At 36.1% G+C, this 24,736-nt stretch carries 27 protein-coding genes, 2 riboswitches and 2 other annotated features; of the genes, 22 read left to right on the top strand and 5 right to left on the bottom strand.

What is annotated here, in order from left to right:
* The first annotated feature begins 79 nt into the window (after positions 1 to 79).
* A riboswitch (SAM riboswitch) is annotated at positions 80 to 187 on the top strand.
* Positions 188 to 257: 70 nt separating this feature from the next.
* From AC1M36_RS14675 to AC1M36_RS14630, 10 genes are all read left to right on the top strand, one after another.
* Positions 258 to 401, top strand: a complete 144-nt coding sequence (locus tag AC1M36_RS14675; protein WP_003196202.1) for a YezD family protein — start codon at positions 258 to 260, stop codon at positions 399 to 401.
* Positions 402 to 486: 85 nt separating this feature from the next.
* Complete coding sequence (locus tag AC1M36_RS14670) at positions 487 to 1,191, top strand: phosphoadenylyl-sulfate reductase (RefSeq protein ID WP_336452666.1); 705 nt, start codon at positions 487 to 489, stop codon at positions 1,189 to 1,191.
* A 45-nt stretch (positions 1,192 to 1,236) separates the two neighbouring features.
* Positions 1,237 to 2,373: a sulfate adenylyltransferase gene (gene sat / locus AC1M36_RS14665; RefSeq protein ID WP_336452665.1), complete on the top strand. Its 1,137-nt coding sequence runs from the start codon at positions 1,237 to 1,239 to the stop codon at positions 2,371 to 2,373.
* A gap of 12 nt (positions 2,374 to 2,385) precedes the next feature.
* Entirely contained in the window at positions 2,386 to 2,979 is a 594-nt protein-coding gene (gene cysC, locus AC1M36_RS14660; protein ID WP_336452664.1) for an adenylyl-sulfate kinase, read from the top strand.
* Positions 2,980 to 2,990: 11 nt separating this feature from the next.
* Positions 2,991 to 4,613, top strand: coding sequence for a nitrite/sulfite reductase (locus tag AC1M36_RS14655; RefSeq protein ID WP_336452663.1), 1,623 nt, complete (start codon positions 2,991 to 2,993; stop codon positions 4,611 to 4,613).
* Positions 4,614 to 4,624: 11 nt separating this feature from the next.
* A complete protein-coding gene (locus AC1M36_RS14650; RefSeq protein ID WP_174099554.1) occupies positions 4,625 to 4,837 on the top strand; it encodes a DUF3906 family protein in 213 nt (70 codons plus the stop codon).
* Positions 4,838 to 4,921: 84 nt separating this feature from the next.
* Positions 4,922 to 5,698, top strand: coding sequence for a uroporphyrinogen-III C-methyltransferase (gene cobA / locus AC1M36_RS14645; protein ID WP_336452662.1), 777 nt, complete (start codon positions 4,922 to 4,924; stop codon positions 5,696 to 5,698).
* Between the two features lies 1 nt (position 5,699).
* Positions 5,700 to 6,452 (top strand): sirohydrochlorin chelatase, encoded by a 753-nt coding sequence (locus AC1M36_RS14640; RefSeq protein ID WP_336452661.1) that lies wholly within the window; start codon positions 5,700 to 5,702, stop codon positions 6,450 to 6,452.
* Positions 6,427 to 7,044 carry an NAD(P)-binding protein gene (locus AC1M36_RS14635; RefSeq protein ID WP_336452660.1) on the top strand — a complete coding sequence of 206 codons (618 nt, stop codon included), beginning with the start codon at positions 6,427 to 6,429 and terminating at the stop codon, positions 7,042 to 7,044. Before AC1M36_RS14640 ends, AC1M36_RS14635 begins: the two co-directional genes overlap by 26 nt.
* 291 nt (positions 7,045 to 7,335) lie before the next feature.
* Positions 7,336 to 7,582 (top strand) — a binding site (T-box leader).
* A 111-nt stretch (positions 7,583 to 7,693) separates the two neighbouring features.
* Positions 7,694 to 9,052 carry a sodium-dependent transporter gene (locus AC1M36_RS14630; protein ID WP_479845989.1) on the top strand — a complete coding sequence of 453 codons (1,359 nt, stop codon included), beginning with the start codon at positions 7,694 to 7,696 and terminating at the stop codon, positions 9,050 to 9,052.
* A 224-nt stretch (positions 9,053 to 9,276) separates the two neighbouring features.
* On the opposite strand, the gene AC1M36_RS14625 is transcribed toward AC1M36_RS14630, so the two are convergent.
* Positions 9,277 to 10,545 carry a murein hydrolase activator EnvC family protein gene (locus AC1M36_RS14625; protein WP_336452658.1) on the bottom strand — a complete coding sequence of 423 codons (1,269 nt, stop codon included), beginning with the start codon at positions 10,543 to 10,545 and terminating at the stop codon, positions 9,277 to 9,279.
* Between the two features lie 418 nt (positions 10,546 to 10,963).
* On the opposite strand from AC1M36_RS14625, the gene gltP reads away from it, so the two are divergent.
* From gltP to AC1M36_RS14580, 9 genes are all read left to right on the top strand, one after another.
* Complete coding sequence (gltP, locus tag AC1M36_RS14620) at positions 10,964 to 12,235, top strand: glutamate/aspartate:proton symporter GltP (protein ID WP_479845988.1); 1,272 nt, start codon at positions 10,964 to 10,966, stop codon at positions 12,233 to 12,235.
* A 66-nt stretch (positions 12,236 to 12,301) separates the two neighbouring features.
* Entirely contained in the window at positions 12,302 to 12,820 is a 519-nt protein-coding gene (locus AC1M36_RS14615) for a ribonuclease FAU-1 family protein (RefSeq protein ID WP_336452656.1), read from the top strand.
* 152 nt (positions 12,821 to 12,972) lie between these two features.
* Positions 12,973 to 13,077: riboswitch (SAM riboswitch) on the top strand.
* A gap of 94 nt (positions 13,078 to 13,171) precedes the next feature.
* Positions 13,172 to 14,488, top strand: a complete 1,317-nt coding sequence (locus AC1M36_RS14610) for a Na+/H+ antiporter NhaC family protein (RefSeq protein WP_336452655.1) — start codon at positions 13,172 to 13,174, stop codon at positions 14,486 to 14,488.
* Between the two features lie 170 nt (positions 14,489 to 14,658).
* Positions 14,659 to 15,015, top strand: a complete 357-nt coding sequence (locus AC1M36_RS14605; protein ID WP_479845987.1) for a lmo0954 family membrane protein — start codon at positions 14,659 to 14,661, stop codon at positions 15,013 to 15,015.
* A gap of 44 nt (positions 15,016 to 15,059) precedes the next feature.
* Positions 15,060 to 15,722 (top strand): PspA/IM30 family protein, encoded by a 663-nt coding sequence (locus AC1M36_RS14600; RefSeq protein ID WP_479845986.1) that lies wholly within the window; start codon positions 15,060 to 15,062, stop codon positions 15,720 to 15,722.
* A 107-nt stretch (positions 15,723 to 15,829) separates the two neighbouring features.
* Positions 15,830 to 16,570, top strand: a complete 741-nt coding sequence (gene liaF / locus AC1M36_RS14595) for a cell wall-active antibiotics response protein LiaF (RefSeq protein ID WP_336451717.1) — start codon at positions 15,830 to 15,832, stop codon at positions 16,568 to 16,570.
* Positions 16,570 to 17,631, top strand: a complete 1,062-nt coding sequence (locus AC1M36_RS14590; protein ID WP_336451718.1) for a sensor histidine kinase — start codon at positions 16,570 to 16,572, stop codon at positions 17,629 to 17,631. Before liaF ends, AC1M36_RS14590 begins: the two co-directional genes overlap by 1 nt.
* The gene (locus AC1M36_RS14585) at positions 17,624 to 18,256 is read left to right on the top strand and encodes a response regulator transcription factor (protein WP_336451719.1); all 633 of its coding nucleotides are present in this window, start codon (positions 17,624 to 17,626) and stop codon (positions 18,254 to 18,256) included. The genes AC1M36_RS14590 and AC1M36_RS14585 overlap by 8 nt, the downstream gene beginning before the upstream one ends.
* A gap of 116 nt (positions 18,257 to 18,372) precedes the next feature.
* Positions 18,373 to 18,648: a DUF3992 domain-containing protein gene (locus AC1M36_RS14580; protein ID WP_479845985.1), complete on the top strand. Its 276-nt coding sequence runs from the start codon at positions 18,373 to 18,375 to the stop codon at positions 18,646 to 18,648.
* Positions 18,649 to 18,665: 17 nt separating this feature from the next.
* On the opposite strand, the gene brnQ3 is transcribed toward AC1M36_RS14580, so the two are convergent.
* Positions 18,666 to 20,021 (bottom strand): branched-chain amino acid transport system II carrier protein BrnQ3, encoded by a 1,356-nt coding sequence (gene brnQ3, locus AC1M36_RS14575; RefSeq protein WP_336451721.1) that lies wholly within the window; start codon positions 20,019 to 20,021, stop codon positions 18,666 to 18,668.
* A gap of 58 nt (positions 20,022 to 20,079) precedes the next feature.
* Positions 20,080 to 20,338: a binding site (T-box leader), on the bottom strand.
* A 43-nt stretch (positions 20,339 to 20,381) separates the two neighbouring features.
* On the bottom strand, positions 20,382 to 20,660 hold the full coding sequence (locus AC1M36_RS14570; protein WP_336451722.1) for a hypothetical protein: 279 nt from the start codon (positions 20,658 to 20,660) through the stop codon (positions 20,382 to 20,384).
* A gap of 520 nt (positions 20,661 to 21,180) precedes the next feature.
* On the opposite strand from AC1M36_RS14570, the gene AC1M36_RS14565 reads away from it, so the two are divergent.
* The gene (locus tag AC1M36_RS14565) at positions 21,181 to 21,390 is read left to right on the top strand and encodes a hypothetical protein (protein WP_098339222.1); all 210 of its coding nucleotides are present in this window, start codon (positions 21,181 to 21,183) and stop codon (positions 21,388 to 21,390) included.
* A gap of 16 nt (positions 21,391 to 21,406) precedes the next feature.
* Here the strand turns inward: AC1M36_RS14565 and AC1M36_RS14560 are convergent, their stop codons facing one another.
* Positions 21,407 to 22,198 (bottom strand): class I SAM-dependent methyltransferase, encoded by a 792-nt coding sequence (locus AC1M36_RS14560; RefSeq protein WP_336451723.1) that lies wholly within the window; start codon positions 22,196 to 22,198, stop codon positions 21,407 to 21,409.
* A 111-nt stretch (positions 22,199 to 22,309) separates the two neighbouring features.
* Here AC1M36_RS14560 and AC1M36_RS14555 point away from each other — a divergent pair, with 111 nt between their 5' ends.
* Positions 22,310 to 23,161, top strand: a complete 852-nt coding sequence (locus tag AC1M36_RS14555) for a YhfM domain-containing protein (RefSeq protein ID WP_336451724.1) — start codon at positions 22,310 to 22,312, stop codon at positions 23,159 to 23,161.
* 53 nt (positions 23,162 to 23,214) lie between these two features.
* Here the strand turns inward: AC1M36_RS14555 and AC1M36_RS14550 are convergent, their stop codons facing one another.
* The gene (locus AC1M36_RS14550) at positions 23,215 to 23,412 is read right to left on the bottom strand and encodes a hypothetical protein (RefSeq protein ID WP_336451725.1); all 198 of its coding nucleotides are present in this window, start codon (positions 23,410 to 23,412) and stop codon (positions 23,215 to 23,217) included.
* Between the two features lie 116 nt (positions 23,413 to 23,528).
* Here AC1M36_RS14550 and AC1M36_RS14545 point away from each other — a divergent pair, with 116 nt between their 5' ends.
* Entirely contained in the window at positions 23,529 to 24,626 is a 1,098-nt protein-coding gene (locus AC1M36_RS14545; protein ID WP_479845984.1) for a site-2 protease family protein, read from the top strand.
* Positions 24,627 to 24,736 lie beyond the last annotated feature (110 nt).

Below are 24,736 nucleotides of genomic sequence, written 5' to 3'. Positions count from 1 at the left end.
TTAAAAAAATAAAAAATATAAAATATATCGGAAAACTAGGATTGAAAAAAATCAGAATTATGATAAAATACAAATACAAAGCTTATCAAGAGAAGCGGAGGGAACTGGCCCTACGAAGCTCAGCAACCTGCTTATGGGAGCAAGGTGCTAAGTCCAGCAAAATGGCATCCATTTTGAAAGATAAGGTAAAATATATTACCGAACAGTCTTTTCGAAATGGGAAAGATTTTTTTTATGAATAAAAAGGGGGGCTGTTCGTGGGAGTGCGTGGACATTTTGACGAAGTAGCTGAAAAGATTCAAACGATGCTTGCGGATATGAAATATGGTTCTATTACAATTGTTGTGCAAGATGGAAAAGTGATTCAGCTTGAAAAAAGTGAAAAAGTACGCTTAAAGTAAAAAGCGCTGACTAGAAAAACTAGAGGCGGTTTTAACCTATTGTATTAGGTTAAAACCGCCTTTTTGCGTTACAGGGGGAAAAAACATGCTGACGTATGAAACATGGAAAGAGGACTTCATTTCTTTTTCTGAAGAAGGTGAAACAAAAGGAGCACTGCAAGTATTAGAGTGGGCTTATAACCATTATAAGGGTGAAATTGTATACGCGTGTAGCTTTGGTGTGGAAGGTATGGTTTTATTGCATTTAATAAACCAAGTAAATCCATCTGCTAAAGTTGTATTTTTAGATACAAACGTTCATTTTCAAGAAACATACGATTTAATTAAACGAGTGCGTGAAAGGTTTCCGGGTTTCGAAATTATTGAAAAGCAACCTTCGCTCACACTTGAAGAACAAGCAAAGAAGCATGGGAATAATTTGTGGGAGCATAATCCAAATCTCTGTTGTAAATTAAGGAAAATCTTACCCCTTGAAGAATCTTTATCGGGTGGAAAAGCGTGGATATCAGGGCTAAGGAGGGAACAGTCTGAAACGCGGAAATATACAAAGTTTATCAATCAAGACCATCGTTTTAAATCTATTAAAATTTGTCCGCTCATTCATTGGACGTGGAAGGAAGTGTGGCGCTACGTATATAAGCATAATTTGCCTTATAATCCATTGCACGACATTGGTTATCCAAGTATAGGGTGTGAAAAATGTACGTTGCCTGTAGGAGATGGAGAAGATTCAAGGGACGGACGGTGGGCTGGAAAGATGAAAACGGAATGTGGCCTTCATTACCAATAAGAACTGGATTGATTTTAAATATATATGAAAGAGGCGTACAAGGAAATGAGTAAAACAAATATATTAGTAAATCGCGTTGATGAAACGTATGAAATAAAGGGAATTACAAAAGAAATTGAATTAGACAAAATTGCGTTAAGTGATTTAGAGCTTCTTGCGATAGGTGGTTATAGCCCGCTTACTGGCTTTTTAGGGAAAGAGGACTATCAATCTGTAGTAGAAAAAATGCGTTTAGTAAACGGTGATGTATGGAGTATCCCTATTACACTACCAATAACGGAAGAAAGGGCGAAACAATTAAAAATTGGTGAAGAGGTTCGTCTTGTTAAAGAAGGAATCACGTATGGTGTTATTCAAATAGAAAATATTTTTACACCGGATAAAGAGAAAGAAGCATTGCTTGTTTATAAAACGACTGATATTGCCCATCCAGGTGTGAAAAAATTATATGATAGACCGAATATTTATGTTGGAGGAGCAATCACGCTTGTAAAGCGCTTTGAAAATGATAAGTTTGCTTCTTATCATTTAGATCCAAGCGAAACGCGTGCAGAGTTTGCAAAACGCGGCTGGAAAACGGTAGTGGGGTTTCAAACGAGAAATCCTGTTCATCGTGCGCATGAATATATTCAAAAGTCTGCACTGGAAATTGTAGACGGTTTATTTTTAAATCCACTTGTCGGTGAAACGAAATCAGACGATATTCCGGCTGATGTGCGTATGGAAAGTTATGAAGTGCTTTTGAAAAATTATTATCCGAGCGATCGTGTCTTTTTAAGTGTTTTTCCGGCAGCAATGCGTTATGCAGGGCCACGTGAAGCGATATTTCACGCACTGGTTAGAAAAAACTTTGGCTGTACACATTTCATCGTGGGGCGTGATCATGCTGGGGTAGGAAATTATTACGGTACGTACGAAGCGCAAGAGATTTTTGTGAACTTTACAGTAGAAGAGTTAGGGATTACACCGCTCTTTTTTGAGCATAGCTTTTACTGTAAAAAATGTGAAGCGATGGCTTCTACGAAAACATGTCCGCATAGTAAAGAAGAGCATGTTATTTTATCGGGAACAAAAGTAAGAGAAATGTTGCGAAATGGAGAGATACCACCAAGTACATTTAGCCGTAAAGAAGTTGTAGAAATATTAATTCGTGGTTTACAAAAAGAAGTCGTAACAAAATAAGGAGAGAGTAAGATGGGCGTAAATATAACTTGGCATACAGCATCTGTTTCAAAAGAAGAAAGACGAAAGAAAAGTGGTCACCACAGCTTTGTACTTTGGTTCACAGGGTTATCAGCTTCTGGAAAATCAACAGTAGCAAATGCGGTTGCTAGGAAATTGTTCGAAAAAAATATTGGGAATTATGTACTAGATGGCGATAATATTCGTCATGGTTTGAATAAAGATTTAGGATTTTCCGAAAGAGATCGGACAGAAAATATTCGCCGGATTGGTGAAGTGGCGAAGTTATTTGTAGATCAAGGGACAATTGTACTAACAGCATTTATTTCTCCATTTCGAGTGGATCGCCAGCAAGTAAGAGATATTCTCAAAAAAGATGAGTTTATTGAAGTGTTTGTAAAGTGTCCAATAGAAGAATGTGAGAAACGTGATCCGAAAGGACTTTATAAAAAAGCGAGACAAGGCGATATTAAGCAATTTACTGGTATTGACTCGCCGTATGAAGAACCTGTAGAGGCAGAAGTGGTAGTAGAAACACATCTTTATTCAATCGAACAATGTGCAGAACAAATTATCGGTTACTTACAAGAGCGTAGCTTTATATAGGGGGAATAAAAATGAGTTATGAAAAAGTGTGGGCAAACAATGAAAAGTTAAATGCTACAGAGAAAAAGAAATTAGAAAAAGACGGTTTAGAAATTTTTAAAGCTATCCCGTATTATGCTGAAAATGGGTTTGATTCTATTCCGAAAGAAGAATGGGATTCTTTTAAATGGGCAGGTTTATATTTACAGCGCCCAAAAGAAGCAGGGTATTTCATGATGCGTGTAAATATTCCTTCTGGTATTTTAACGAATGAACAAGTTGAAGTATTGGCTTCTATTGCAGAAGATTATGGTCGTGATGTTCTTGATATTACTACAAGACAGGCGATTCAATTCCATTGGCTTGAAATTGGTCAAATACCAGATATTTTTAATCGTTTAGAAAAAGTGGGATTATCAACAGCAGGAGCTTGTGGTGATATTACAAGAAATATTATTGGGAATCCTCTTGCTGGTATTGATGGTGATGAATTATTTGATACAGCACCAATTGTAAAAGAGGTATATGAGTTCTTCCAACATAATGAAGAATTTTCGAATTTGCCTCGAAAGTTTAAAATGTCAATTAGTACAAATGTATATAATGCAGCAAATGCTGAAATTAATTGTGCTGCTTTTACTCCAGCTACAAAAGAGATTGATGGAAAAATAGTGGAAGGCTTTCATTTACGAGTAGGCGGGGGATTATCTGCCCGTCCGTATTTAGCTCAGGAGTTAGATTTATTCATCCTTCCTGAGCAAGTGAAGTCGGTAGCGATTGCAATTGCTACAGTCTTCCGTGATTTCGGATATCGTGAAAAGCGACATTTAGCACGTTTGAAATTTTTAGTTGCTGATTGGGGTGCGGAAAAATTCAAAGAAAAATTATTAGAATATACAGAGCCTTTACACGATAAAGGAAACGATGCTTTAAAAGGGTGGAATGCAGGTTATTTCTACGGTGTTCATAAACAAAAACAAGGTGATTTATCATACGTTGGTTTTAACGTACCTGTTGGTCGCTTGCATTCTGAGGAGTTGTTTGAAATTGCTAGAATTGCGAAGCAGTACGGAAATGGTGAGATTCGCACATGTAATTCGCAAAATTTTATTATTCCCAATGTTCCCGAAGGAAACGTTGAGGCACTTTTACAAGAACCATTGTTTGAATCGATTTCAGCAAAACCAAAATCATTCATTGGATATGCAGTTTCTTGTACGGGAATTGAGTATTGTAATCTTGCATTGGTAGAAACGAAAGCACGCTTACGAAATATTGCCGACTATTTAGATACACAACTTGTACTTGATGTGCCGGTTCGGATTCATATGACGGGATGCCCGAATTCATGTGGTCAAAGGCAGATTGCCGATATCGGGTTACAAGGTGTGAAATTGAAGACGAAAGAAAAAGGAATTGTTGAAGCGTTTGAAATTTATGTAGGTGGTACCTTACTAGAGGGTGGTGTTTATAACCAAAAATTAAAAGGAAAGATTGATGGGGAAGACCTTCCAGATGTTCTTGTATCGTTTTTAACATACTTTAAAGAACATAAACTGCCAGCTGAAACTTTTTATGAGTTTACAGAACGCGTTGGAGTAGAAAATTTACAATCCGCGTTAAATACAATTTTAGAAGAAGTGATTGCATCTTAGGAGGGAACAATATGGATTTATATCGTTTTGAAGCAGTGTTGGCAAATGGTGTTGTTCCTGTAGTAGTTGTCGCACAAAGTGAGGAACAGGCATTTAGACTTGTTGAGGTAGAATTAGAGAAGTATTTTTTACCGCTGCCAGAAGTGAAGGAAATCTCTCTGCATGAAAAAAAGAAGATTCGCAAAGGTGCAGCATTTGTTATTCATGAGCAGGAGACATTGTAATACAAAATGACATCGATTTGAATAGTAACTTCCATTCGTAATAGGAATGGAAGTTTCACTTTATAGTAGAAATGAGGAGAGATGATGGGAAAAGTATATATTGTTGGTGCAGGGCCGGGAGATCCAGATTTAATTTCTGTAAAAGGGGTAAAGTGTATCGAGCGGGCGGATGTTATTTTATACGATCGTCTTGTAAATAAAGAACTACTTTCCTATGCGAAGCCAGATGCTGACTTAATATATTGCGGAAAACTACCAAACTATCACACAATGAAACAAGAAACCATTCACGCTTTTCTTGTTAAATATGCAAAAAAAGGAAAAATCGTAACGCGATTAAAAGGTGGAGATCCGTTTGTATTTGGAAGAGGTGGTGAAGAAGCAGAAGCGTTAGCGAAGCATGGTATTCCGTTTGAAATTGTACCTGGTATTACAGCAGGAATAGCTGCTTCTGCATATGCGGGGATTCCTGTAACGCACCGGGATGCGAGCGCAAGTTTTGCAGTTGTGACAGGGCACCGAAAAGAAGGTGCTGAAGAAGAAGTGAAGTGGGAAAACTTAGCGAAAGGTGTCGACACGCTTGCTGTTTATATGGGGGTAAGCAATCTCCCTTATATATGTGAACAACTTTTGAAATATGGAAAAGGAGAAAATACGCCAGTGGCTATTGTGGAGTGGGGAACTACACAATCTCAGCGAACCATTACAGGAATGTTAGGAACAATTGTAACGCTTGCTGAAAAAGAACAGGTCCAAAATCCGAGTATGATTGTAATCGGAGAAGTTGTTCGTTTCCGTGAAAAAATTCATTGGTTTGAAAAACAGGCGGACATTACGTATCCTGTAAGCGGAGTGTTATAAAATGAAAGCTGTATTATATGTATGTCACGGAAGTAGGCTAAAAGAGGCAAAAGAGGAAGCGGTAGGTTTTGTTTCTGCTTGTATGAACCATGTATCAGCTTCTATTCAAGAACTATGTTTTTTAGAATTAGCACAGCCTGATATTTCAGAAGGATTTGCTAATTGCGTAAGAAGAGGAGCAACAGAAATTGTCGTTGTTCCTGTTTTTTTATTAGCAGCAGGGCATGTGAAAGAAGATATTCCCAATGAACTCCAAAAAATGCAAAATAAATATCCTCACATTGCAATTACTTACGGAAATCCGTTTGGTGTTTCAGAATCACTCGTATCCGCTACGTGTGAGGGGAGCGGTATTAAAGAGTATGAAAGTGGGGTAACCTTGTTGCTTGTGGCAAGAGGGAGTAGTGATCTTGAGACGTTACAAGATATGAAACGTATTGCTTCTCTGTTTGAAAAAGAGGAGAAAGTTAAAAAGGTAGAAGTATGTTATTTAGCTGCGGCAGAGCCTAGGTTTGAGGAGAAATTAAAAGAAGTTGTAGAACGAAAAGAGGAGAATGTTGTCATTCTACCTTATTTGTTATTTACAGGCTTATTAATGAGACACATTGAGAAGGAAGTACGCGGATACCATTCTACGAATATATATGTAAGTCCTTATTTAGGAAAAAACCGTGTATTTCAAGAAATGCTAATCCAGAAAACGGGAGAAATATTAAGGGGAGATGAGTATGTATCCACTTACAGTACGAATTGAAAAGAAACGTGTTGTTGTCATTGGCGGTGGTAAAGTGGCATCATTTAAAATCGCTCCTTTATTAAAAGAAGGAGCGGATATAGTTGTAGTGAGTCGTGAATTAGATGCGAGTTTAGTAAAGCTTGTAGAATCGAAGCAAATTCGTTGGTTTCAAAAAGATTATGAAAAAGAGGATTTAGAAGGTGCTTTTTTAGTAGTGGCAGCTACAAGTGATTCAATAATAAATGAATCTATTGCAAAAGATGCATCATTAAACCAGCTTGTTAATGTAATTACCAACCCTGAAAGCGGAAATGTTCATTTTCCGGCAGCTATTCATCGAGGAAAGCTCAATGTTGCTGTTTCTACTGGGGGGGCAAGTCCAAAACTTGCGAAAAAAATTCGGGATGATATTGCTGCGAAATATGATGAGACATACGGAGAATATCTTGAATTCTTATATGAAGTGAGAATGAAAGTGAAACAATTGCCATTAGAAAAAAGAAGGCAGAATATTTTATTGCAAGAAGTGTTGAAGCTTGAGTATATTCAAAACGAGCAGAAAAGAGAAAGGTTTTTACAAGAGTTAGATATACAGGAGTATATAGAATAGAAAACACGCGTTGTAGAAAAAAGAAATAAAATCGAATTCTTTCTTTTTTGGTGGAAGAGAGCATCCGTTCATCCAGCATGAACGGGCAGTAAGACCTCCACCTCAAGATTCAAAGAGAAACGAGGAAGATAGGTGGGGGATCAACTGTCCATAAAACCCGTTTGGTGAGGGTTAATAATCAATGGGGAATAGAGCCCCACTGATTAAAGCTTCATTTTATATAGCTAGATAAATTAAATTCTTCTTTACAAATATAGCAATCTACTCTATAATCACAAGTAACTTCAATAGATGAAATCGATGAGCAAGAAGAGTACGTATATTTGATGCGTTCAGAGAGCTGGGATAAGGTGTGAGCCCGGTACGATAAAATATACAGAATGGGCTTGCGAGAGGTATGCTGAACAGATTAGTAGGCAACCCGGGTTCCGCCGTTACAAGGATAGGGTATCGGAATTTTTCCTGTACCTGAACAAGTGGGATTGTTGATCCAATTGAGGTGGTACCACGGTATTCTATTACATATATCGTCCTCTACATGCATAGTAGCATGTAGGGGACTTTTTTATTTTCTAAAGGAGGTGGGCGAGTATGAAATGAAAGTGTATAATTAAGAAAAATATAAATATTCAGAAAAGGAGAATTTACGATGAAAGAAACACAGCAATGGACGTCGAAAATTGGTTTTGTACTCGCAGCAGCCGGAGCCGCAGTAGGACTTGGAGCGATATGGAAGTTTCCGTACGTTGCAGGTAATGGAGGGGGAGGAGCGTTTTTCTTAGTCTTCCTATTATTAACGTTATTTATTGGTATGCCTCTTCTTTTAGCGGAGTTTGTTATTGGCCGTAGTACACAAAAAGAAGCGGTTACTGCATATAAATTGCTAGTACCAAATAGTAAATTATATCCATGGATTGGTCGTATGGGAGTTGTTACTTGTTTTAGTGTACTATCTTTCTATAGTGTTGTAGGTGGATGGATTTTATTATATTTATATTATAGTGTGACTGGTAACTTTTGGAGCGGGACAGTGGAATACGGAAAATTGTTCGAGCAAACAATTTCGAATCCTGCTAGTGCAGTAGGTGCTCAGTTACTCTTTATGCTTTGCACTATTTTTGTAGTAAGTAAAGGTGTAGAAAAGGGGATCGAAAAAGCAAGTAAGTATATGATGCCTCTATTATTTATTTTATTTATTGCTATTATTATTCGTTCTCTTACACTTGATGGGGCATGGGCTGGTGTTGAGTTTTTCTTAAAACCAGATTTTTCAAAACTAACAGCAGATACAATTTTGTATGCGATGGGACAATCCTTCTTTTCGCTAACAGTAGGTGCTTCGGTGATGGTAACGTATAGCTCGTACTTAAAGAAAGAAGAGCATTTAGCAAAGTCCGCAACATCAATTGTGAGTTTAACAATTTTTATTACGGTGCTTGCGGGACTAGCAATTTTCCCGGCAATCTTCGCATTAGGAGTTAAACCAACAGAGGGACCAGGCTTATTGTTTATTATTCTTCCAGCTGTATTTGCGAAAATACCATTCGGACAATTTTTCTTTATCATGTTTTTAATTTTATTCTTCTTTGCAACGTTAACTTCTGCAATCTCAATGCTTGAAATTGTTGTTGCATCTGTAGCAAAAGATAATGAGAAAAAACGTCCTTCAGCATCATTTATTATTGGATTACTTATTTTTGCGGTTGGAATTCCATCAGCTTTATCATTCGGAGTTATGAGTGATGTGAAAGTCTTCGGAAAAACATTTTTTGACTTAGTGGATTTTGCAGTAAGTAATGTATTGCTGCCGCTAGGGGTACTAGCAATTTCATTGTTTGTACCAAATAAAATGAGTAAAGACTTATTAATGAAAGAATTAGAAGTTACAGAAACGAAAGGGAAAACATTATTTAACATATGGTTTTTCTTACTGCGTTATATTATTCCGGTAACAGTAGTAATTGTGTTTCTAAATGCAGTTGGTGTGTTTAAAATGTTTACAAAATGAGCAGGGGTTTCTCCCTGCTTTTTAGTTTGATTGTATCCCGCATTAATGGGCGGTAAGACTCCCATCTCAAGATTCAGAGAGGAACAAGGAAGATGGATGGGAGATCAACTGCCCGTAAAAGTCCGATTGGTGAGGGCTGATTAAAGTTTTATTTTATAGCAAATACTTTTCTTTATAACTTTCGTCGTAAATAAAAAAACTCGGTATGCACCGAGTTTTTTTATTTATGATCCGATATAACCAGAAGGATCAACTGCATTTGTTTTACCTACATTCCATTCGCCAATATGGATTTCAAAATGTAAATGTTGACCAGTAGATTGCCCAGTATTTCCCATGAAACCTAATTGTTGACCTTGTTTTACAGTTTGACCGACAGATACAGAGCGGCTGCTCATATGAGCGTATACTGTTGTGTATGTTTTGCCATTCATTCGATGTGATAAATAGACAACATTTCCGTAACTAGATGACATATCAGACCGAATGACAACACCATCAGCAGCTGCCATAATTGGTACTGTGCCAGAAGCGGCGATATCTAAACCAGCATGGCGTCCGCGGGAAGGATCGTTAAATCCTGAACTGAATCTTCCGGCTGCTGGTTTTATAAAGCCATTTTTATTTGTATCTTGCGGTGTTGGAGCGGTTTGTGCAGCTTCTTTAGCAGAAGCGTTTTTTTGTGCTTCTTCCGCTTTACGTGCTTCCTCGGCTTTACGAGCTTCTTCTGCTCGTTTTTCTTCTTCAATTGCTTTTTGAACAGCTTGGCGTTGATTTTCTAAAATACTTTTTGACTCTTCTAAGCCTTCAATCTCTGAATCTACTTTTGATACTTTAGTATGTAGATCGTTAATAAGTGCTTGTTGTTCTTGGTGGTTTTTCTGAAGTTCTTGTTGCTTTTGCTCCAATTTTTGCTTCGATTCGTTTAGTTGCTGTTCTTTCTTTTCAACAGCTTCTTTTTCTGTTTTTACAGTTTCTTGATCAGTTGTTTGTTTTTTTACAATCTCTGTATCGTTATTTAAAATCAAGCTAACGGAATACATATTATCAACAAGATCCGCGAAATTATTTGAGTTCATCAATACTTCAGTTACGATATTTGTTCGTGGTTTTTCTTGCATGGATTGTAGTCGTTGTTTAATGACGTCTTGACGAGTGTCGATATTTGTTTGTAATTGCTCGATACGTTTCTTCTTATCGGCAATTGTTTGTTGTGTTTTACTAATTTCTGTTTGTATATCGTTTAAATCAGCTTCATTTTTATTTATAGAAGCTGTTAATTCATCGATTTTTTTCTGTAAGTCTTGTATCTCTTTTTCCATCTGTTCTTTCTCTGCTGATTTGTTCTGTAATTCTTGTTGGTTACCCTCTAATTCGGATTGAATATTAGATAATTTATCTTGACTTGTTTCCGCATATACTGGTGATAGCAATGGGGAAACAAAAATAGTGCTCGCTGCTAAGACGCTGAAAGCGACAAATTTCTTTTTCATAATGGTCTAGCTCCTTTCCCTATGATGTATATATCATAATTGGAAGAATACTGTCTATTGTTGTAACCATAATGTAACGAAAGTTTTATAAATGTACTATGAATTGTCGGAAATGAGGTAATTTTTGTATATTATGTCGTTTGATGTGATAGAAATAAAGTAGAGAAAATATTAATAAACACTTTAAGGAATCGTTCTCATGTTAGGTTTTCTGACATGAGTTTTGTTTTTGTCAAGAAAATTATTTGTGTTCACGCAAACTTATTTTGTTGTCAGATTTCATTTTTTGATTTATCATTTTTAACAGGGACAAAAATGTAGTGAATTGTCGAATAATATGTAATACTCTTAATTTCTTAGTTTCATAGAACGAGAGAATGGTAGAGTTAATGCATCTAAGAAGGGGGTTGTAGCAAGTATGAAAAGGATAGGACTTGCATGGCAAATTTTAATAGGGCTTGCGCTTGGTATTGCAGTTGGGGCGATTTTTTATGACAATCCGGCAGTAGCGAAGTACTTACAACCGATTGGTGATATTTTCATCCGATTAATTAAAATGATCGTTGTACCGATTGTCGTAGCAAGCATCGTTGTTGGTGTTGCTGGTGTTGGTGATGTGAAAAAGCTAGGTCGATTAGGCGGAAAAACAATTCTTTATTTTGAAATCATTACAACAGTTGCGATTGTTGTTGGCCTACTGGTAGCGAATATTTTCCAACCAGGAAACGGCGTCGATATGGATAAGTTAACAAAGACAGATATTTCTAAATATACGCAAACGACAGAGCAAGTGCAAAGTCACTCTTTTGCTGATACATTTGTAAACATTGTTCCGACAAATATTGTAGAATCATTAGCAAAAGGTGATATGCTTGCTATTATTTTCTTCTCTGTACTATTTGGTTTAGGAGTTGCAGCGATCGGTGAAAGAGGAAGACCGGTTCTTCAATTTTTCCAAGGTGTAGCGGATTCAATGTTTTATGTAACAAACCAAGTTATGAAATTCGCACCGTTTGGTGTATTCGCATTAATTGGTGTTACAGTTTCTAAATTTGGTTTAGCTTCATTAATTCCGTTAGGGAAATTAGTAATTGTCGTATATGGATCAATGATCTTCTTCGTTGTAGTAGTATTAGGACTTACAGCGAAAATATTTGGTATTAACATTTTCCAATTCTTTAAGATCTTAAAAGATGAGCTTATTTTAGCGTATTCTACTGCAAGCTCAGAAACGGTTTTACCGAAAATCATGGAGAAAATGGAGAAGTTCGGTTGTCCGAAAGCGATTACATCTTTCGTTATTCCGACAGGTTATTCATTTAACTTAGATGGATCAACTTTATATCAAGCTATTGCAGCGATTTTCTTAGCGCAAATGTATGGCATTGATTTATCTCTCGCGCAGCAAATTACATTATTGCTTGTATTAATGGTTACATCTAAAGGGATTGCAGGTGTACCGGGTGTATCATTTGTTGTATTATTAGCAACACTTGGTACAGTAGGTATTCCGGCAGAAGGATTAGCATTTATCGCAGGTATTGACCGTATTTTAGATATGGCTCGTACGGCAGTTAACGTAGTAGGTAACTCTTTAGCAGCTGTAGTTATGTCTAAGTGGGAAGGTCAATATGACGCTGAAAAAGGACAAGCTTATTTAAAAGAGCTTTCTGAAAAACAGGCAGCTTAATAGCTATTGGCAGAGCCCCCGCATAAGATGTGGGGGCTTTTTTGCATAGAAAAGGAGTTGGGAATCATGAAACGAAAATATGGCGATGGCTCTACTTGGGAACGGTTAATAGAGAAAACATATGAAGTGAAGACAATTGAGCAAGGAATGTTAGGTGTGCTGCATATGCAAAAAGTGAAAGAGCCTAGCTATAAGCAATATAATAATCAAAAACTTTGTATTGTAAATGATGGGTACACATGGATGCAGTATTTTATAAATGATAAGAACTTTGCGATTACAGCTATGTTAAATGAAAAGAAGAAGTTAGTGCAGTTTTATATTGATGTGGCCAAAGATTATAAAGTAGATGAGAGAGGCATGCCATATTTCGATGATCTCTATTTAGATGTGGTGTTATTACCTAATGGTGATGTATATGTATTGGATGCAGATGAGTTAGAGGAAGCATATGTAGCTGGAGATATTTCTAAAGAAGAATATCATGTAGCTTGGGATACAGCTAAGTGGATTATTACAACAATTGAAAAGAAAAAGTTTTTTTGGATCGAAATTTTAGAAAGGGAAATTCAAAAATTAAAATGAGTATTTTTTCTTATAGATTGCTTATTTTATTTCATGGTTTTGTATAAATATCAAAAAATGTAAAATATTTTCATGCAAATAATAATTGACTTTTTATTAGTAAGCGAGTAAAGTTAGGGAAGAAATTATTATTAAAAATAAAATATGAAACCTTCTTATAAAGAGAGGCGGAGGGACTGGCCCTACGATGCCTCGGCAGCGGACTCACAACAGAGTGCTGTGCCAAATCCAGCAAGCATGTGCTTGATAGATGAGGAGAGTGTTTCTTATAGATGTATAAGACCTCTTCTTTTGGGAAGAGGTCTTTTGTTATAAGATAGAAAAGGTTTAGAACTAGGGAGAGATGTTATTTTGAAACAAACGAAGGGAAATGGCTTAGCATTATTACCGCTTGGAATATTCTTAGCGCTATTTATTGGCTCTGGAATTATTACAGGGGATTTTTATAAATTGCCGATACTTGTAGCTATTTTAATTGCTGTAGGGACTGCATTAGTGATGAATAGAAAAGAAAGCTTTACATCAAAAGTAGAACGGTTTGCCAAAGGGGCTGGTAATCCGGATATTATGATTATGGTGTTGATTTTTGTACTTGCGGGTGCGTTTTCTGAAACAGCAAAAGGAATGGGCGGGGTTGACTCTACAGTTAATTTAGCGCTATCTATTTTACCGCAAGGATTTATTGTTGCAGGCATTTTTGTTATAGGGGCCTTTATTTCATTAGCGATGGGAACTTCCATGGGGACAATTGCAGCGCTAGCTCCAATTGCAGTAGGGATTAGCCAGCAAACAGATATTTCTATTGCGTTAACGATGGCAACAGTTGTTGGTGGAGCGATGTTTGGTGACAATCTATCATTTATTTCTGATACGACAATTGCAGCTGTTCGTTCGCAAGGAACGGAAATGAAAGATAAATTTAAAACAAATTTTTTAATCGTTTTACCAGCCGCAATTATTACAATTGTATTATTGGTTTTCCTTACAGTAGGAAACCATACAGAAATCAAAGCTCATACATTTGACTGGGTGAAAATATTGCCGTATGCGGGTGTGCTTGTTACAGCTTTACTTGGGTGGAATGTGCTCGTTGTGTTAGCAGGTGGAACAGTTCTATCAGGACTTATTGGTCTTATTGATGGGAGCTACACATTAGCTAGCTTCTTTAAAAGTGTTACAACAGGAATAAGTGGAATGATGGAGCTTGTATTACTGGCAATTTTAATCGGTGGAATGGTTGAAATTATTCAATATAATGGCGGTATTCAATATTTAATGAATACATTAACACGTAGTATTCGTTCGAAAAAAGGTGCTGAATTTGGAATTGCTGGTTTAGTAAGTTTGACGAATGTGTGTACTGCGAATAATACGATTTCTATTATTTTTACTGGTCCGCTTGCAAAAAATATTGCTGATCAATATGAAATTGATCCACGAAAATCAGCGAGTGTGTTAGATCTTTTCTCATGCTCTGTACAAGGATTAGTTCCATACGGTGCTCAAATGTTAACGGCAGCAGGATTTGCAGCATTGTCACCGGTTGAATTATTACCATATGCGTTCTATCCAATTTTAGTTGGAATTTGTGGTGTAGTTTCTATCTTAATAGGATTTCCACGATTTTCAAAAGTAGCAAAAAAAAAGCAATATCATAAAACAGCATAAAGAAAAAGGATGTCTTATATAAGACATCCTTTTTCTTTACATTCACCTTCATATAAGGCTGACTTGGAATAGGTCTTAAGTCTGATTAGAAAACGGTTCTTAAGCTCGTTATGGAAAAACGAAAAAATAGTTAAGATAAGAGTATCAAATCGAAGGGAGGCAAGCACAAGATGAAACAATTTCTAGCGTTTATCGCAGCCGGTATTTTGGCTTTAATTGCTCTTGGTAGTCTTGCTGGTATTGTAGGATTCGCAATTGGAGCAGGAATTGCGTACTGGAGCTATAAATCATTTGTGCGAGCACAATCATTTTTTGGAAAGTTAGCTTGGGGTATTGCCGGTTTAATCGGCTTGTCAATTGCCCTTTCTCATTCCCCAGCACTAATCGGTGTTGCAGCGTTAGTCGTTCTATACTACGGATACCGTGAGTGGAAAAAAGAAAAAGATGTAGTAGTGGATGCTGCTTCAGAAGCTTCTAAGCCATATAGCAACTTTGAAGATGAGTGGAACAAGTTAATGAAAAACTAATATAAAATAATTTAAATCATAAAGTAGAAGAGAGGAAGATTAGAATGAAACAATCTTTATTCGGACGTGTACGCGATGCAATTTTAGCAGATTTTCATAATGTATTAGATGAGAAAGAAAGAAAAAATCCAATTGCTATGTTAAATCAATATTTACGTGATAGTGAGCGTGAAGTAACAAAAATTGAAAAATTAATTCAGCGTCATAAAACATTAAAATCTAACTTTTCCCGTGAACTTGAGCAGGCTCGTTATTTCGTAAATAAGCGCTCAAAGCAGGCGATAATTGCACAAGAAGCAGGAGAAATGCAATTGCATGAACGTGCATTAGAAGAAGTAGCATATTATGAAGGGCAAGTCGCTCGTCTAGAAGAAATGTATGCAGGTGTAGTGGAGCAAATTGATGAGTTAGAACGTCGTCTTTCTGAAATGAAGAATAAACTAAAAGAAATGAATGCAAAGCGCATGGAATTAATGGCTCGCGAAAATATGGCACATGCAAACCGTCGTATGAATACAGCTCTTCATAAAATGGATGAGAATAATCCGTTCTTGCGTTTTGAAGAAATTGAAGATCACATTCGTGATTTAGAGCTTCGCATGAATGAAGATCATGAGCGTGATACATTTGATATGAAAATTGCAAAACTTGAGCGTGAAATGAAAGAAAAAAATGAAGTATCTTTAGACAAAGAAGTAATAAAATAATTGTAGTATATTATAAAACGAGCTTATGATATAGTGATAGAAGAAAAGGTGTTGGCAGGCAATACCTTTTTCTTCTATTTATATGTAACAAGAAGGGGGGAGCTGAAATGAAGAAACAATTTTCAAAATCACAACTAGTGGGGATGCTCCTCATCATATTTGGATTTGGTCTTTTTCTTGATATGGTTCTCGGGCATTTTGAACCAGGAGCTCTTATTTTTGCGTTTATTATGATCATGTTCGGAAGGCACTATCGAAAAAAGAATCGTTATGTGAGAGGGAATGTATTTTTATTTGTCGGGGGGATTGTTTTTTTATTCTTCCTGTTTTCATCAGCGGCCTTCGTACTCGTTGTATTTGCTTGCTTAGCTTTCATTGGTTATCAGCTTATTCAAGGACAGCAGAAGCCCAAAGCGATACAAGTAGAAATTAAGGAAAAAGGATATATAGATGAAGAAAAGCAAATCTATCGCACAGAACCATACCTTAAAAATATAATGGTTGGTAACATAAGAATGATGGATCATATTTATGAGTTAGAAGATATTAATGTCCAGTATGGAGTCGGTGATGTTGAAATCGATTTGACGACGGCAATGATTCCAGAAGGGGAAACGGTCATTGTTATTCGTGGCGTTATTGGTAACATTCGTTTGTATGTTCCATATGATATTGAACTATCTTTAAACCATTCTGTCATCATGGGGAGAGTTTTGCTTCCGGGTCATGAAGAAACAGGTTTTAATCGAAATGTTACGTTTAAGACAGAACAGTATAAAGAAGCTCCTCGACGTATTAAAATTATTTCTTCGCTTGTCGTAGGCGATACGGAAGTGAGGAAAGTATAATGAAAAAGCAAGGAAATATTTCATGGATGTATATTCGTTATTCTATGTTATCTTCTGTTAGTATTGCACTTATTTGTACAGTTGTATATGTATGGAAAAGCGGGCAAGGTGTATATGATTTATTATGGAAAGAATCCATTGCTTCTGTTCCAATTGGCTTGTTAATTATCAGTACAAGTCTTCTTATGGGTGGAATTGTAGGGTATGCGATTGGTTATTATATGCAGCAGCGTATTCAAGGCTTGAATACTTTCTTGTTTGAAGTAGAGCGTGGGAATTTCCCAAAGGATGTTTCGTTTACTGCAGAAGATGAATTTCATGAAGTAGAGCGAAAAGTAATTGCGCTTGCTCGAAGATTAGAGGAACAGGCTGGGCTATTTCAAAAAGTAACGAATGAACGAGCTCATTGGAATGAAGAAATGAGACAAGAAGCGATTTCACAAGAAAGGCATCGACTAGCAAGGGAACTGCATGATTCAGTGAGTCAGCAGCTTTTTGCAATGTCTATGATGATGTCAGCGATTAATGAACAGGTAGATCATATGCCAGAAACAACGAAAAAGCAATTGCAACTTGTGGAAAATATGGTTGTAAATGCGCAATCGGAAATGAGAGCATTACTTTTGCATTTACGTCCTGTACAATTAGAAGGTAAAAAATTAACAGAAGGCATAGAAGAACTGTTAACAGAACTTTCTAGAAAACAACATATGAAAATAGAATGGTTGATTGAACCGATTCAATTAAAAAAAGGTGTGGAAGATCATTTATTCCGTATTGTACAAGAGGCGTTGTCTAATACATTACGACATGCAAAAGCAAAGAAAACAGAAGTACGTCTTCGCCAAATTGACCAATATGCTATTTTAAAGATAATTGATGATGGTGTTGGATTTGAAGTAGGTGTTAATAAGGCAGGGTCATATGGCTTAAGATCTATTCAAGAACGTGTTCATGAAATTGGAGGAACATTAAAAGTACTTAGTTTTCCGAATAAAGGCACGCAAATTGAAGTAAAAGTGCCAATTATGATAGAGAGAGGGGAGGAACATCATGATTAAAGTATTGCTTGTTGATGATCATGAAATGGTTCGGATGGGTGTATCCGCCTATTTATCGACTCAACCGGATATTGAAGTGGTTGGAGAAGCCGAAAATGGAAGAAAAGGTTCAGAATTAGCATTAGCACTAAAGCCAGATATTATTTTAATGGACCTTGTTATGGATGAAATGGATGGTGTTGAGGCAACGCGTGCTATTATTCAAAAATGGCCAGAAGCAAAAATTGTAGTCGTGACAAGCTTTTTAGACGATGAAAAGCTGTATCCTGTCATCGAAGCTGGGGCAACAAGTTATTTATTAAAAACATCAAGAGCAAGTGATATTGCTGATGCAGTGAGGGCGACTTATGATGGGGAAACGGTGCTAGAGCCGAAAGTTACTGGGAAAATGATGTCTCGTATGCGCCAAAAGAAAGAACAACCGCTTCATGAAGATTTAACGGAACGAGAGTCTGAAATTTTATTATTAATTGCAGAGGGAAAAAGTAATCAAGAAATTGCAGATGAACTATTTATTGCACTAAAAACTGTGAAGACACATGTAAGTAATATATTAAATAAATTGAATGTAAGTGATCGTACGCAGGCGGTTATTTATGCGTTTAGACACCAATTAACGAAATAAGATGGAACTTCCACTGGAGATGACTTGTTTCATTAGTGGAAGTTTTCTTTATTGACGCATTTATTTGAAAGCGTTATCATTTAGTTAGAAACACTACATACAAAGGGGGAGAGTGTATGTTAGTTCAAACAATATTTGAAAAGAGTAAAAAAGAAAAGTTAGAGAATTACGTGAATGCATTGCAAGCACTTCAGGAGCAGTATGATATTGAAACAGATTGTATAGCAATCATTGAAGCGACAGAAGAATATTATTTATTTTTAGTAAAACAAATAGAATGTTATGATGTTGTAAAAGTAGAAACAGTTGATACGAACCTTGAGTATTATACAAAAGCATATAAAGTAAGTAGTTTTAATCATAATTCTTATCAAGTAAAAAAACTCCCTTAAATGGGAGTTTTTTTACATTAGGATACTTTAGGTTTAGAAGGGGTTTCCATTAATGGTACTGGTTTTGTACCTTTTAACTTAGCGACTACAAGACCGATGATTGCACCAGCTAGTGCAGGTAAGACCCAACCGATTCCTTCGTTATAGAATGGAATAAATTCAAAGTAAGAAGTAATGAATGTCACTGGCATATTCCCTTGTTTTAATCCATCAAATATACTTACGACTGCAGCTCCAATTAAAGAGCCAACATAAACAGAACGATAACCACCGAAGTACTTATGAAGTAGTGATAATAGCACGAGCACGATAGCGATTGGATATACCACTAGTAAGATCGGTACAGAGATTGCAATGATTTTTGTTAAGCCTAGGTTTGCTACTAGAAGTCCTAATGCACAAATGGTGCCTGCTAGATTTTTGTATGAAAATTTTGTAAATAAAGTTGAGAAATATTGGCTACATGCAGATACAAGTCCAACGCATGTTGTTAAACAAGCAAGTGTAACGATGAGTGCTAATAAGGAAAGGCCATATGGACCAAATAATTGTTGAACGATAACTGTAAGTAATTGTCCGCCATTTTTTGCATACCCAAGTGAAACACTCGTTACACCTAGCCATCCAAGTGCTCCGTATACAAGAACGAGCCCTGTAGCTGCAATTAGCCCTGCTTTTGTCGTTGCGATTGCAACTGCCTTGCGATCTTTTACACCTTTTGAGCGGATTGCATTCACGACGATAATTCCAAATGCAAGAGCCGAAATTGTATCCATTGTTAAATATCCTTCCATAAATCCTTTGAAAATTGGAGAAGTTTGATACTCTTGCATTGCTGGACCGGATTGTCCTAGTGGTGTAAAGACACTTTTTACAAATAATACGAAAATAGAAAATAATAAAATAGGTGTTAACACATTTCCAATGCGATCCACTAGTTTAGAAGGGTTTAAGCTGAGCCAATATACAATGGCAAAGAAAATGATTGTATAAATCAATAATGTGAATCCGCTAGCACGAACTTCTTCTGGTAAAAAAGAACTAACACCCATTTCGTAAGCGACGTTAGCGACACGCGGAATTCCCATCGACGGACCAATGGCAATATAGACAACAACTGTAAAGAAGATTCCGAACATTGGATGGGCATGACTTGCAAGCTGCTGCATTCCATTTCCTGAAAGAGAGATGGCAATAACAGTTAATAGAGGTAGACCAACCCCTGTTAGTAAAAAGCCAAGCATTGCTGACCAAAAGTGCTCACCAGCATTTTGTCCAAGCATTGGAGGGAAAATTAAATTACCTGCTCCAAAAAATAAAGAAAATAGCATAAGACCTGTGGAAAAAACATGTTTTTTTGATACAGTGTTCATTGTTTTCCTCCTTTTTATAAAAATTCATTTGTAAGAACACAAAAAACTCGCCCCTTAATAAAGGGACGAGTTATATTTACCCGCGATACCACCCTAGTTCATACATGTAGAAATACATCTATATGCATGCGGCTTTACAACGTACAACATGATACGTGTTCCTTGTAACGGGGGACGACCGGTAAGAACTTACTACATCGTTCGGTTCTACTTCTCGGAGATGATTTTCGGTTACGCACTGAACATTGGCTTTCAGCAAAATACCAACTCTCTGGGGAACAGCTTTATAACGTACTCGTTCTCGTCAATGAATTTTGTTCAAGTATTCTGAAAGTATTTTCACATGTTTTTTTAATAAAGTCAATAGATTTTTTGAATAAAATTTTGAGGAAATGTATCTATATGAGAAATAGAGCGAATATAATTGGCAAAAGCTTCTTGATCTGTCGGATATTCAGTACGATTTCTTCCTGTTTTAAAAGTTGTAAATTTATCTCTCCCATTTGCTAAATCAGCTAAAGCTCCGTTTGTGTTACCGCCTGTTGTATTACCACCAAGGTGGGCAAGAATAACAAATGCATGAATACCTTTCTTTTGTAGTTGATGTACATAGGAGTTAATGGAAGAAGCTTCATCCAAAAAGAGAATAGAGCGAAAAAAATCAGTTTGATAAGAAAAGGGAGTAATAGAAAATAGTTCATATTAACACCCCTCTATTAAACTTATTTTAGGGTGTAGATTTTACTGGTTGATCGCGTGTTTCTCGTGCGCCGATGGGGAGCAAATATGTAAATTAAAAAACGACATGAAACCATTCTTTTCTTGCCCCGTACGAAGTGAAAAAAGGAGAAAATGAGTATGGTTTTTTTGTTTTTTTCATAGCAGCGATTTATATGCCAGCAAATCAAAACGGATTTATATAAAATGCTTAAAAATTTAGATGGGAGCTGGAGAAAACCTGCATTGCTGAAGTTTCACTTTATTGTATGAGGAGTGGGAGGGAATCTTTTATAAAAAGTACGTAAAAGTATAGAGGAAATGTAAATTTTTTTGATAAATATGACAATTTGAAGCGGAAAGGCAGGAATCTTTTTTATCAATAGAGAATAATACTACAATCCACTTGCTGGAAAGAACAAACCAAGAAGAGGTGACGGAAATGCTTGCGATGGGTGTATTGTTTGGAATTATAGTAATTTGTGGTTTCATATGGTTATATTATTCGCGTTCGTTTAAACAAGCAGAGGTGTTACTCTTTCAAAAAGGAAGTTTGTTGACAAGTCAATCTAGATATTTAGTATGTTCCAAATGTGGAAGTGCACAGGCCAGAAGTGGAGGATATCAAGAGTGTTGCAAAATTAGGTTATGAAAGAAGCCTCACAAAATTATGTGGGGCTTTCTTCAGATTTTGTGGCACTCCAAATGGTCCAGCGATCTTGTTCGATAATTGGAGCTATGTTGTGTAGCTCAGTATGAATATGATGTAGAAGCTGAGAAAGTTCATTATCCGTTAATTCGTATAAAATAGATCGACCTGTTCGTGGTGATAAATCTTGTAGCAATGCTTCAATAGAATCATGGATTTTTCGAACTTCCCATATTGTTTGAAGGGGAAGTGGATGCATACCGTTTTGTGCTATTAATTGCTGTATATGCGTTGCTTTCGGTCTTCGTTTTTCCTCTATTTGAATGAGCTTAGGATAGACGGAGAAAAAATATCCACGAATATGTTCTGGACTTCCAGGAATTGTACAATCTTCGATGGTGCGATCTTGAAGAATAAGTATCCCATTTTTCTTTAAGATACGTGAGGCCTCTTGCAAAAATTTCGGGATGTCTTGTAAATGATGGATAACAGCACGAGAAATGACAACATCAAAAGTTTCATTAGTAAATGGCATATGGTGGGCATCACCGTGAATGAATGAGATATTTTGGATGGAAGTGCAATTTTCTGCTGCTGCTTGCAACATCTTTTCGGAAAAATCGAAGCCAACGACATTGTTAGCTCCCATAAGAGCCAGTTCTTTCGTATAAATACCACCACCGCAGCCAATATCAATTATGTTTTTACCACTTATATCAATAATATTTCGAATCATTTCACACCAAGAAAAATCTGCTTTTCGTGTAGCGTAGGTGTACTTATTGTTCGCGTCATGAAAATTAATGGACATATGAAAACCTCCCTTCGTTTTTAGTATAACTCATTTCATCATACATAACGTTTTTGTTTCATTTTGGGTAACAATAAGTTTTTCTTATTGTGCTAGATAGGAGGATTCGGAGTGAGCAGAAAATGTTTGGTAATGATATTTATTTTTTTATTAGTATCGTGTAGCCAAGTTGAACAAAAAAAGGAGAAAAAACAAGTAGAAGAGACGGTGAATTCTATGCAGGAAAGTATACAAGTAACAATTATGCAGAAAGGAAAGGTCGAAAAGGTTTTCAAACAAGAGGAAGCGAAGAGGATAGTGAATATTCTGGATAATGCTGAAAAACAACAAATAACAGGGAGTTTTGGAGAGCCAGAGTACGAAATTCAAATTGAGAACAACGGAAAGAAGAAAACATATCGTGCATGGTTAAGAGGAGAAGATCGGAAAGGTTGGTTACAAGATGAAAAAGGTACGTATATGCTTACAAAATCTGATACAGAACAACTTTTATCTATACTCCCACTTGTTCCTAAATCAACAAGTGATGATACAAAAGTGAATGTATTAACAGAAGTGACAAAAAAGGATTTGCAAATTACCGCTTTTCATATTAAAACAAATGAAAAGAACATAAATTATACAGTATTTTATACGATTTCGGATTCTTTATATAAAATATTAGAAAAAGAAAGAGAGTACTATTTTCAGTTGATTTTTCCTACTAAAATACAACAAGTGATTGGAAAGAAAACAAGTGAAATAATGAAAGGTGAGAAAGTGAAAGAGGGGTATAAACAATATGAAGTGAATATTGTTGTACCAATAGAGAATGCATCAGCTTCTCAAATAAAAGCATTAGAAACTTACTATGATAATTATGATTTACAAGTATTGAATCATAAAAAAGAAAAAGTAGGTGCATTTCAAAATATTATTCAAATTGTAAAAGATTATGGTGAAAAAATGAATTTACAAAGATAGCGAAACTCTTTCCTAGGAAATGATAATAGAGTGAACCGAAAAGGTTCACTCTATTATTTTGTTTTTGTAGATGGCTCATTTAGTGATTTTCGCGTAATAAGATAGGAAATCATAAGAGCAGAAAGAATAATAAGAATAATAAATAGATGCTTTGGTAACAAATCGAATAGTAAGGCATAGCCAACGGTATAAAAGATTAATGACGAAGCCAAAAAGGAAAGGGTGCTAATCATAAAGGATTGTAATGTCATTTCTTTTCTACCTCCTTTCGTTATTAGTTTTGGCTAAAATTGGATGAAATAAACGTGATTTCCAATAAAAGAAAAAAATATGGCATAATAGAGAAAAAAAGATGAAGGAGAGAGGTATGAAAAATAATACAAAAGGATTATGGGGAATTGTAGCGGCCGTGGGCATATTTTTGCTTTCTAAGTTGAAATGGGTATTTGCGATTTTTAAACTCGCAAAATTTTCAACCGTATTTAGTATGCTATTATCACTTGGGGCATATGCGGCTATATATGGATGGAAATTTGGTGTAGCACTGATTTATCTGCTTTTTGTTCATGAAATGGGGCATTTGTGGGCAGCGAAACGAAAAGGTATACCTACGTCTCCAGCAATCTTTATTCCGTTTATGGGTGCTCTTATTGGAATGAAAGAGATGCCAAAAAACGCAAAGGATGAGGCTTACCTTGCTTATATGGGCCCTCTTTTTGGTTTGTTATCATTTTTACCAGCAATTCCGCTCTATATGATAACAAAGGAACCATTTTGGGCTCTTGTTATTTTACTTGGAAGTATGTTGAACTTTTTTAACTTGATTCCAGTTTCTCCGCTAGACGGGGGACGAATTATTTCTGTTGTAAGTACAAAAATTTGGATGTTAGGTCTCGCTGTATTACTTGGATATTCTATTTTCTTTAAGAGTATCATGGGTGGGTTCATCTTTATAATTGGTTGTATGGAGCTCTATCGGGTGATGAAGCGAAATAAACCAATTGAAGAATTGGGATATAAAGTAGATGTGATGAGAGTTTATCTTGCGAAACTTCAAGAAGAACAAGAGGAAACAGAAGCTGTTCATCGAACGCTCTATATGATCCATCATGAAATGAAGCTGTTAAAGCAAAAAGAAAAAGAGAAGCAACTAGAAGTAGGAGAGCGTCAAAAGATTGAAGTGTTGGAGTACGTACTACCAAAGTTTGAACCGCTTGACTATGTACCATATGAAGATGAAAAAGAAGAATATTTCATTCGGATAAGAGAAGCTTTAGAAGTCTCAGAAAGAAAAATGAACGAATGGGAAAAAGAAAAGAAACAACAAGAAGATTATTATAAAGTAGATGCTAAAACAAGGTGGACGGTGTTTGCTTGTTATATTGGTTTACTTGCGATACTCGGTTACACTGCTTATGAAGGATATTCAGTTTTACAAGAATATTTGCCGCAGCGAAATGTGTAGAAAAACAGTGTCGAAATGGTCCGAAGAATTTATACAGGAATTTTTCTTCTACAAGAGAATGTTACAAATATAACGGCATATAGAAATAGATGTAACATTCATAGTAGAAA

The sequence above is a fragment of the Bacillus sp. Medicinal_06 genome (assembly GCF_056711665.1).
The sequence above is the reverse complement of the archived record's forward strand: the minus strand, read 5'-3'. Positions and strand labels throughout refer to the sequence as shown.

What these genes read in the sequence shown, in the direction of transcription:
- AC1M36_RS14670 (WP_336452666.1), top strand. Translation starts at nt 487, where the DNA reads ATGCTGACGTATGAAACATGGAAAGAGGACTTCATTTCTTTTTCTGAA.
- sat (WP_336452665.1), top strand. Translation starts at nt 1,237, where the DNA reads ATGAGTAAAACAAATATATTAGTAAATCGCGTTGATGAAACGTATGAA.
- cysC (WP_336452664.1), top strand. Translation starts at nt 2,386, where the DNA reads ATGGGCGTAAATATAACTTGGCATACAGCATCTGTTTCAAAAGAAGAA.
- AC1M36_RS14655 (WP_336452663.1), top strand. Translation starts at nt 2,991, where the DNA reads ATGAGTTATGAAAAAGTGTGGGCAAACAATGAAAAGTTAAATGCTACA.
- AC1M36_RS14650 (WP_174099554.1), top strand. Translation starts at nt 4,625, where the DNA reads ATGGATTTATATCGTTTTGAAGCAGTGTTGGCAAATGGTGTTGTTCCT.
- cobA (WP_336452662.1), top strand. Translation starts at nt 4,922, where the DNA reads ATGGGAAAAGTATATATTGTTGGTGCAGGGCCGGGAGATCCAGATTTA.
- AC1M36_RS14640 (WP_336452661.1), top strand. Translation starts at nt 5,700, where the DNA reads ATGAAAGCTGTATTATATGTATGTCACGGAAGTAGGCTAAAAGAGGCA.
- AC1M36_RS14635 (WP_336452660.1), top strand. Translation starts at nt 6,427, where the DNA reads ATGTATCCACTTACAGTACGAATTGAAAAGAAACGTGTTGTTGTCATT.
- AC1M36_RS14630 (WP_479845989.1), top strand. Translation starts at nt 7,694, where the DNA reads ATGAAAGAAACACAGCAATGGACGTCGAAAATTGGTTTTGTACTCGCA.
- AC1M36_RS14625 (WP_336452658.1), bottom strand. Translation starts at nt 10,545, where the DNA reads ATGAAAAAGAAATTTGTCGCTTTCAGCGTCTTAGCAGCGAGCACTATT.
- gltP (WP_479845988.1), top strand. Translation starts at nt 10,964, where the DNA reads ATGAAAAGGATAGGACTTGCATGGCAAATTTTAATAGGGCTTGCGCTT.
- AC1M36_RS14615 (WP_336452656.1), top strand. Translation starts at nt 12,302, where the DNA reads ATGAAACGAAAATATGGCGATGGCTCTACTTGGGAACGGTTAATAGAG.
- AC1M36_RS14605 (WP_479845987.1), top strand. Translation starts at nt 14,659, where the DNA reads ATGAAACAATTTCTAGCGTTTATCGCAGCCGGTATTTTGGCTTTAATT.
- AC1M36_RS14600 (WP_479845986.1), top strand. Translation starts at nt 15,060, where the DNA reads ATGAAACAATCTTTATTCGGACGTGTACGCGATGCAATTTTAGCAGAT.
- liaF (WP_336451717.1), top strand. Translation starts at nt 15,830, where the DNA reads ATGAAGAAACAATTTTCAAAATCACAACTAGTGGGGATGCTCCTCATC.
- AC1M36_RS14590 (WP_336451718.1), top strand. Translation starts at nt 16,570, where the DNA reads ATGAAAAAGCAAGGAAATATTTCATGGATGTATATTCGTTATTCTATG.
- AC1M36_RS14585 (WP_336451719.1), top strand. Translation starts at nt 17,624, where the DNA reads ATGATTAAAGTATTGCTTGTTGATGATCATGAAATGGTTCGGATGGGT.
- AC1M36_RS14580 (WP_479845985.1), top strand. Translation starts at nt 18,373, where the DNA reads ATGTTAGTTCAAACAATATTTGAAAAGAGTAAAAAAGAAAAGTTAGAG.
- brnQ3 (WP_336451721.1), bottom strand. Translation starts at nt 20,021, where the DNA reads ATGAACACTGTATCAAAAAAACATGTTTTTTCCACAGGTCTTATGCTA.
- AC1M36_RS14565 (WP_098339222.1), top strand. Translation starts at nt 21,181, where the DNA reads ATGCTTGCGATGGGTGTATTGTTTGGAATTATAGTAATTTGTGGTTTC.
- AC1M36_RS14560 (WP_336451723.1), bottom strand. Translation starts at nt 22,198, where the DNA reads ATGTCCATTAATTTTCATGACGCGAACAATAAGTACACCTACGCTACA.
- AC1M36_RS14550 (WP_336451725.1), bottom strand. Translation starts at nt 23,412, where the DNA reads ATGACATTACAATCCTTTATGATTAGCACCCTTTCCTTTTTGGCTTCG.
- AC1M36_RS14545 (WP_479845984.1), top strand. Translation starts at nt 23,529, where the DNA reads ATGAAAAATAATACAAAAGGATTATGGGGAATTGTAGCGGCCGTGGGC.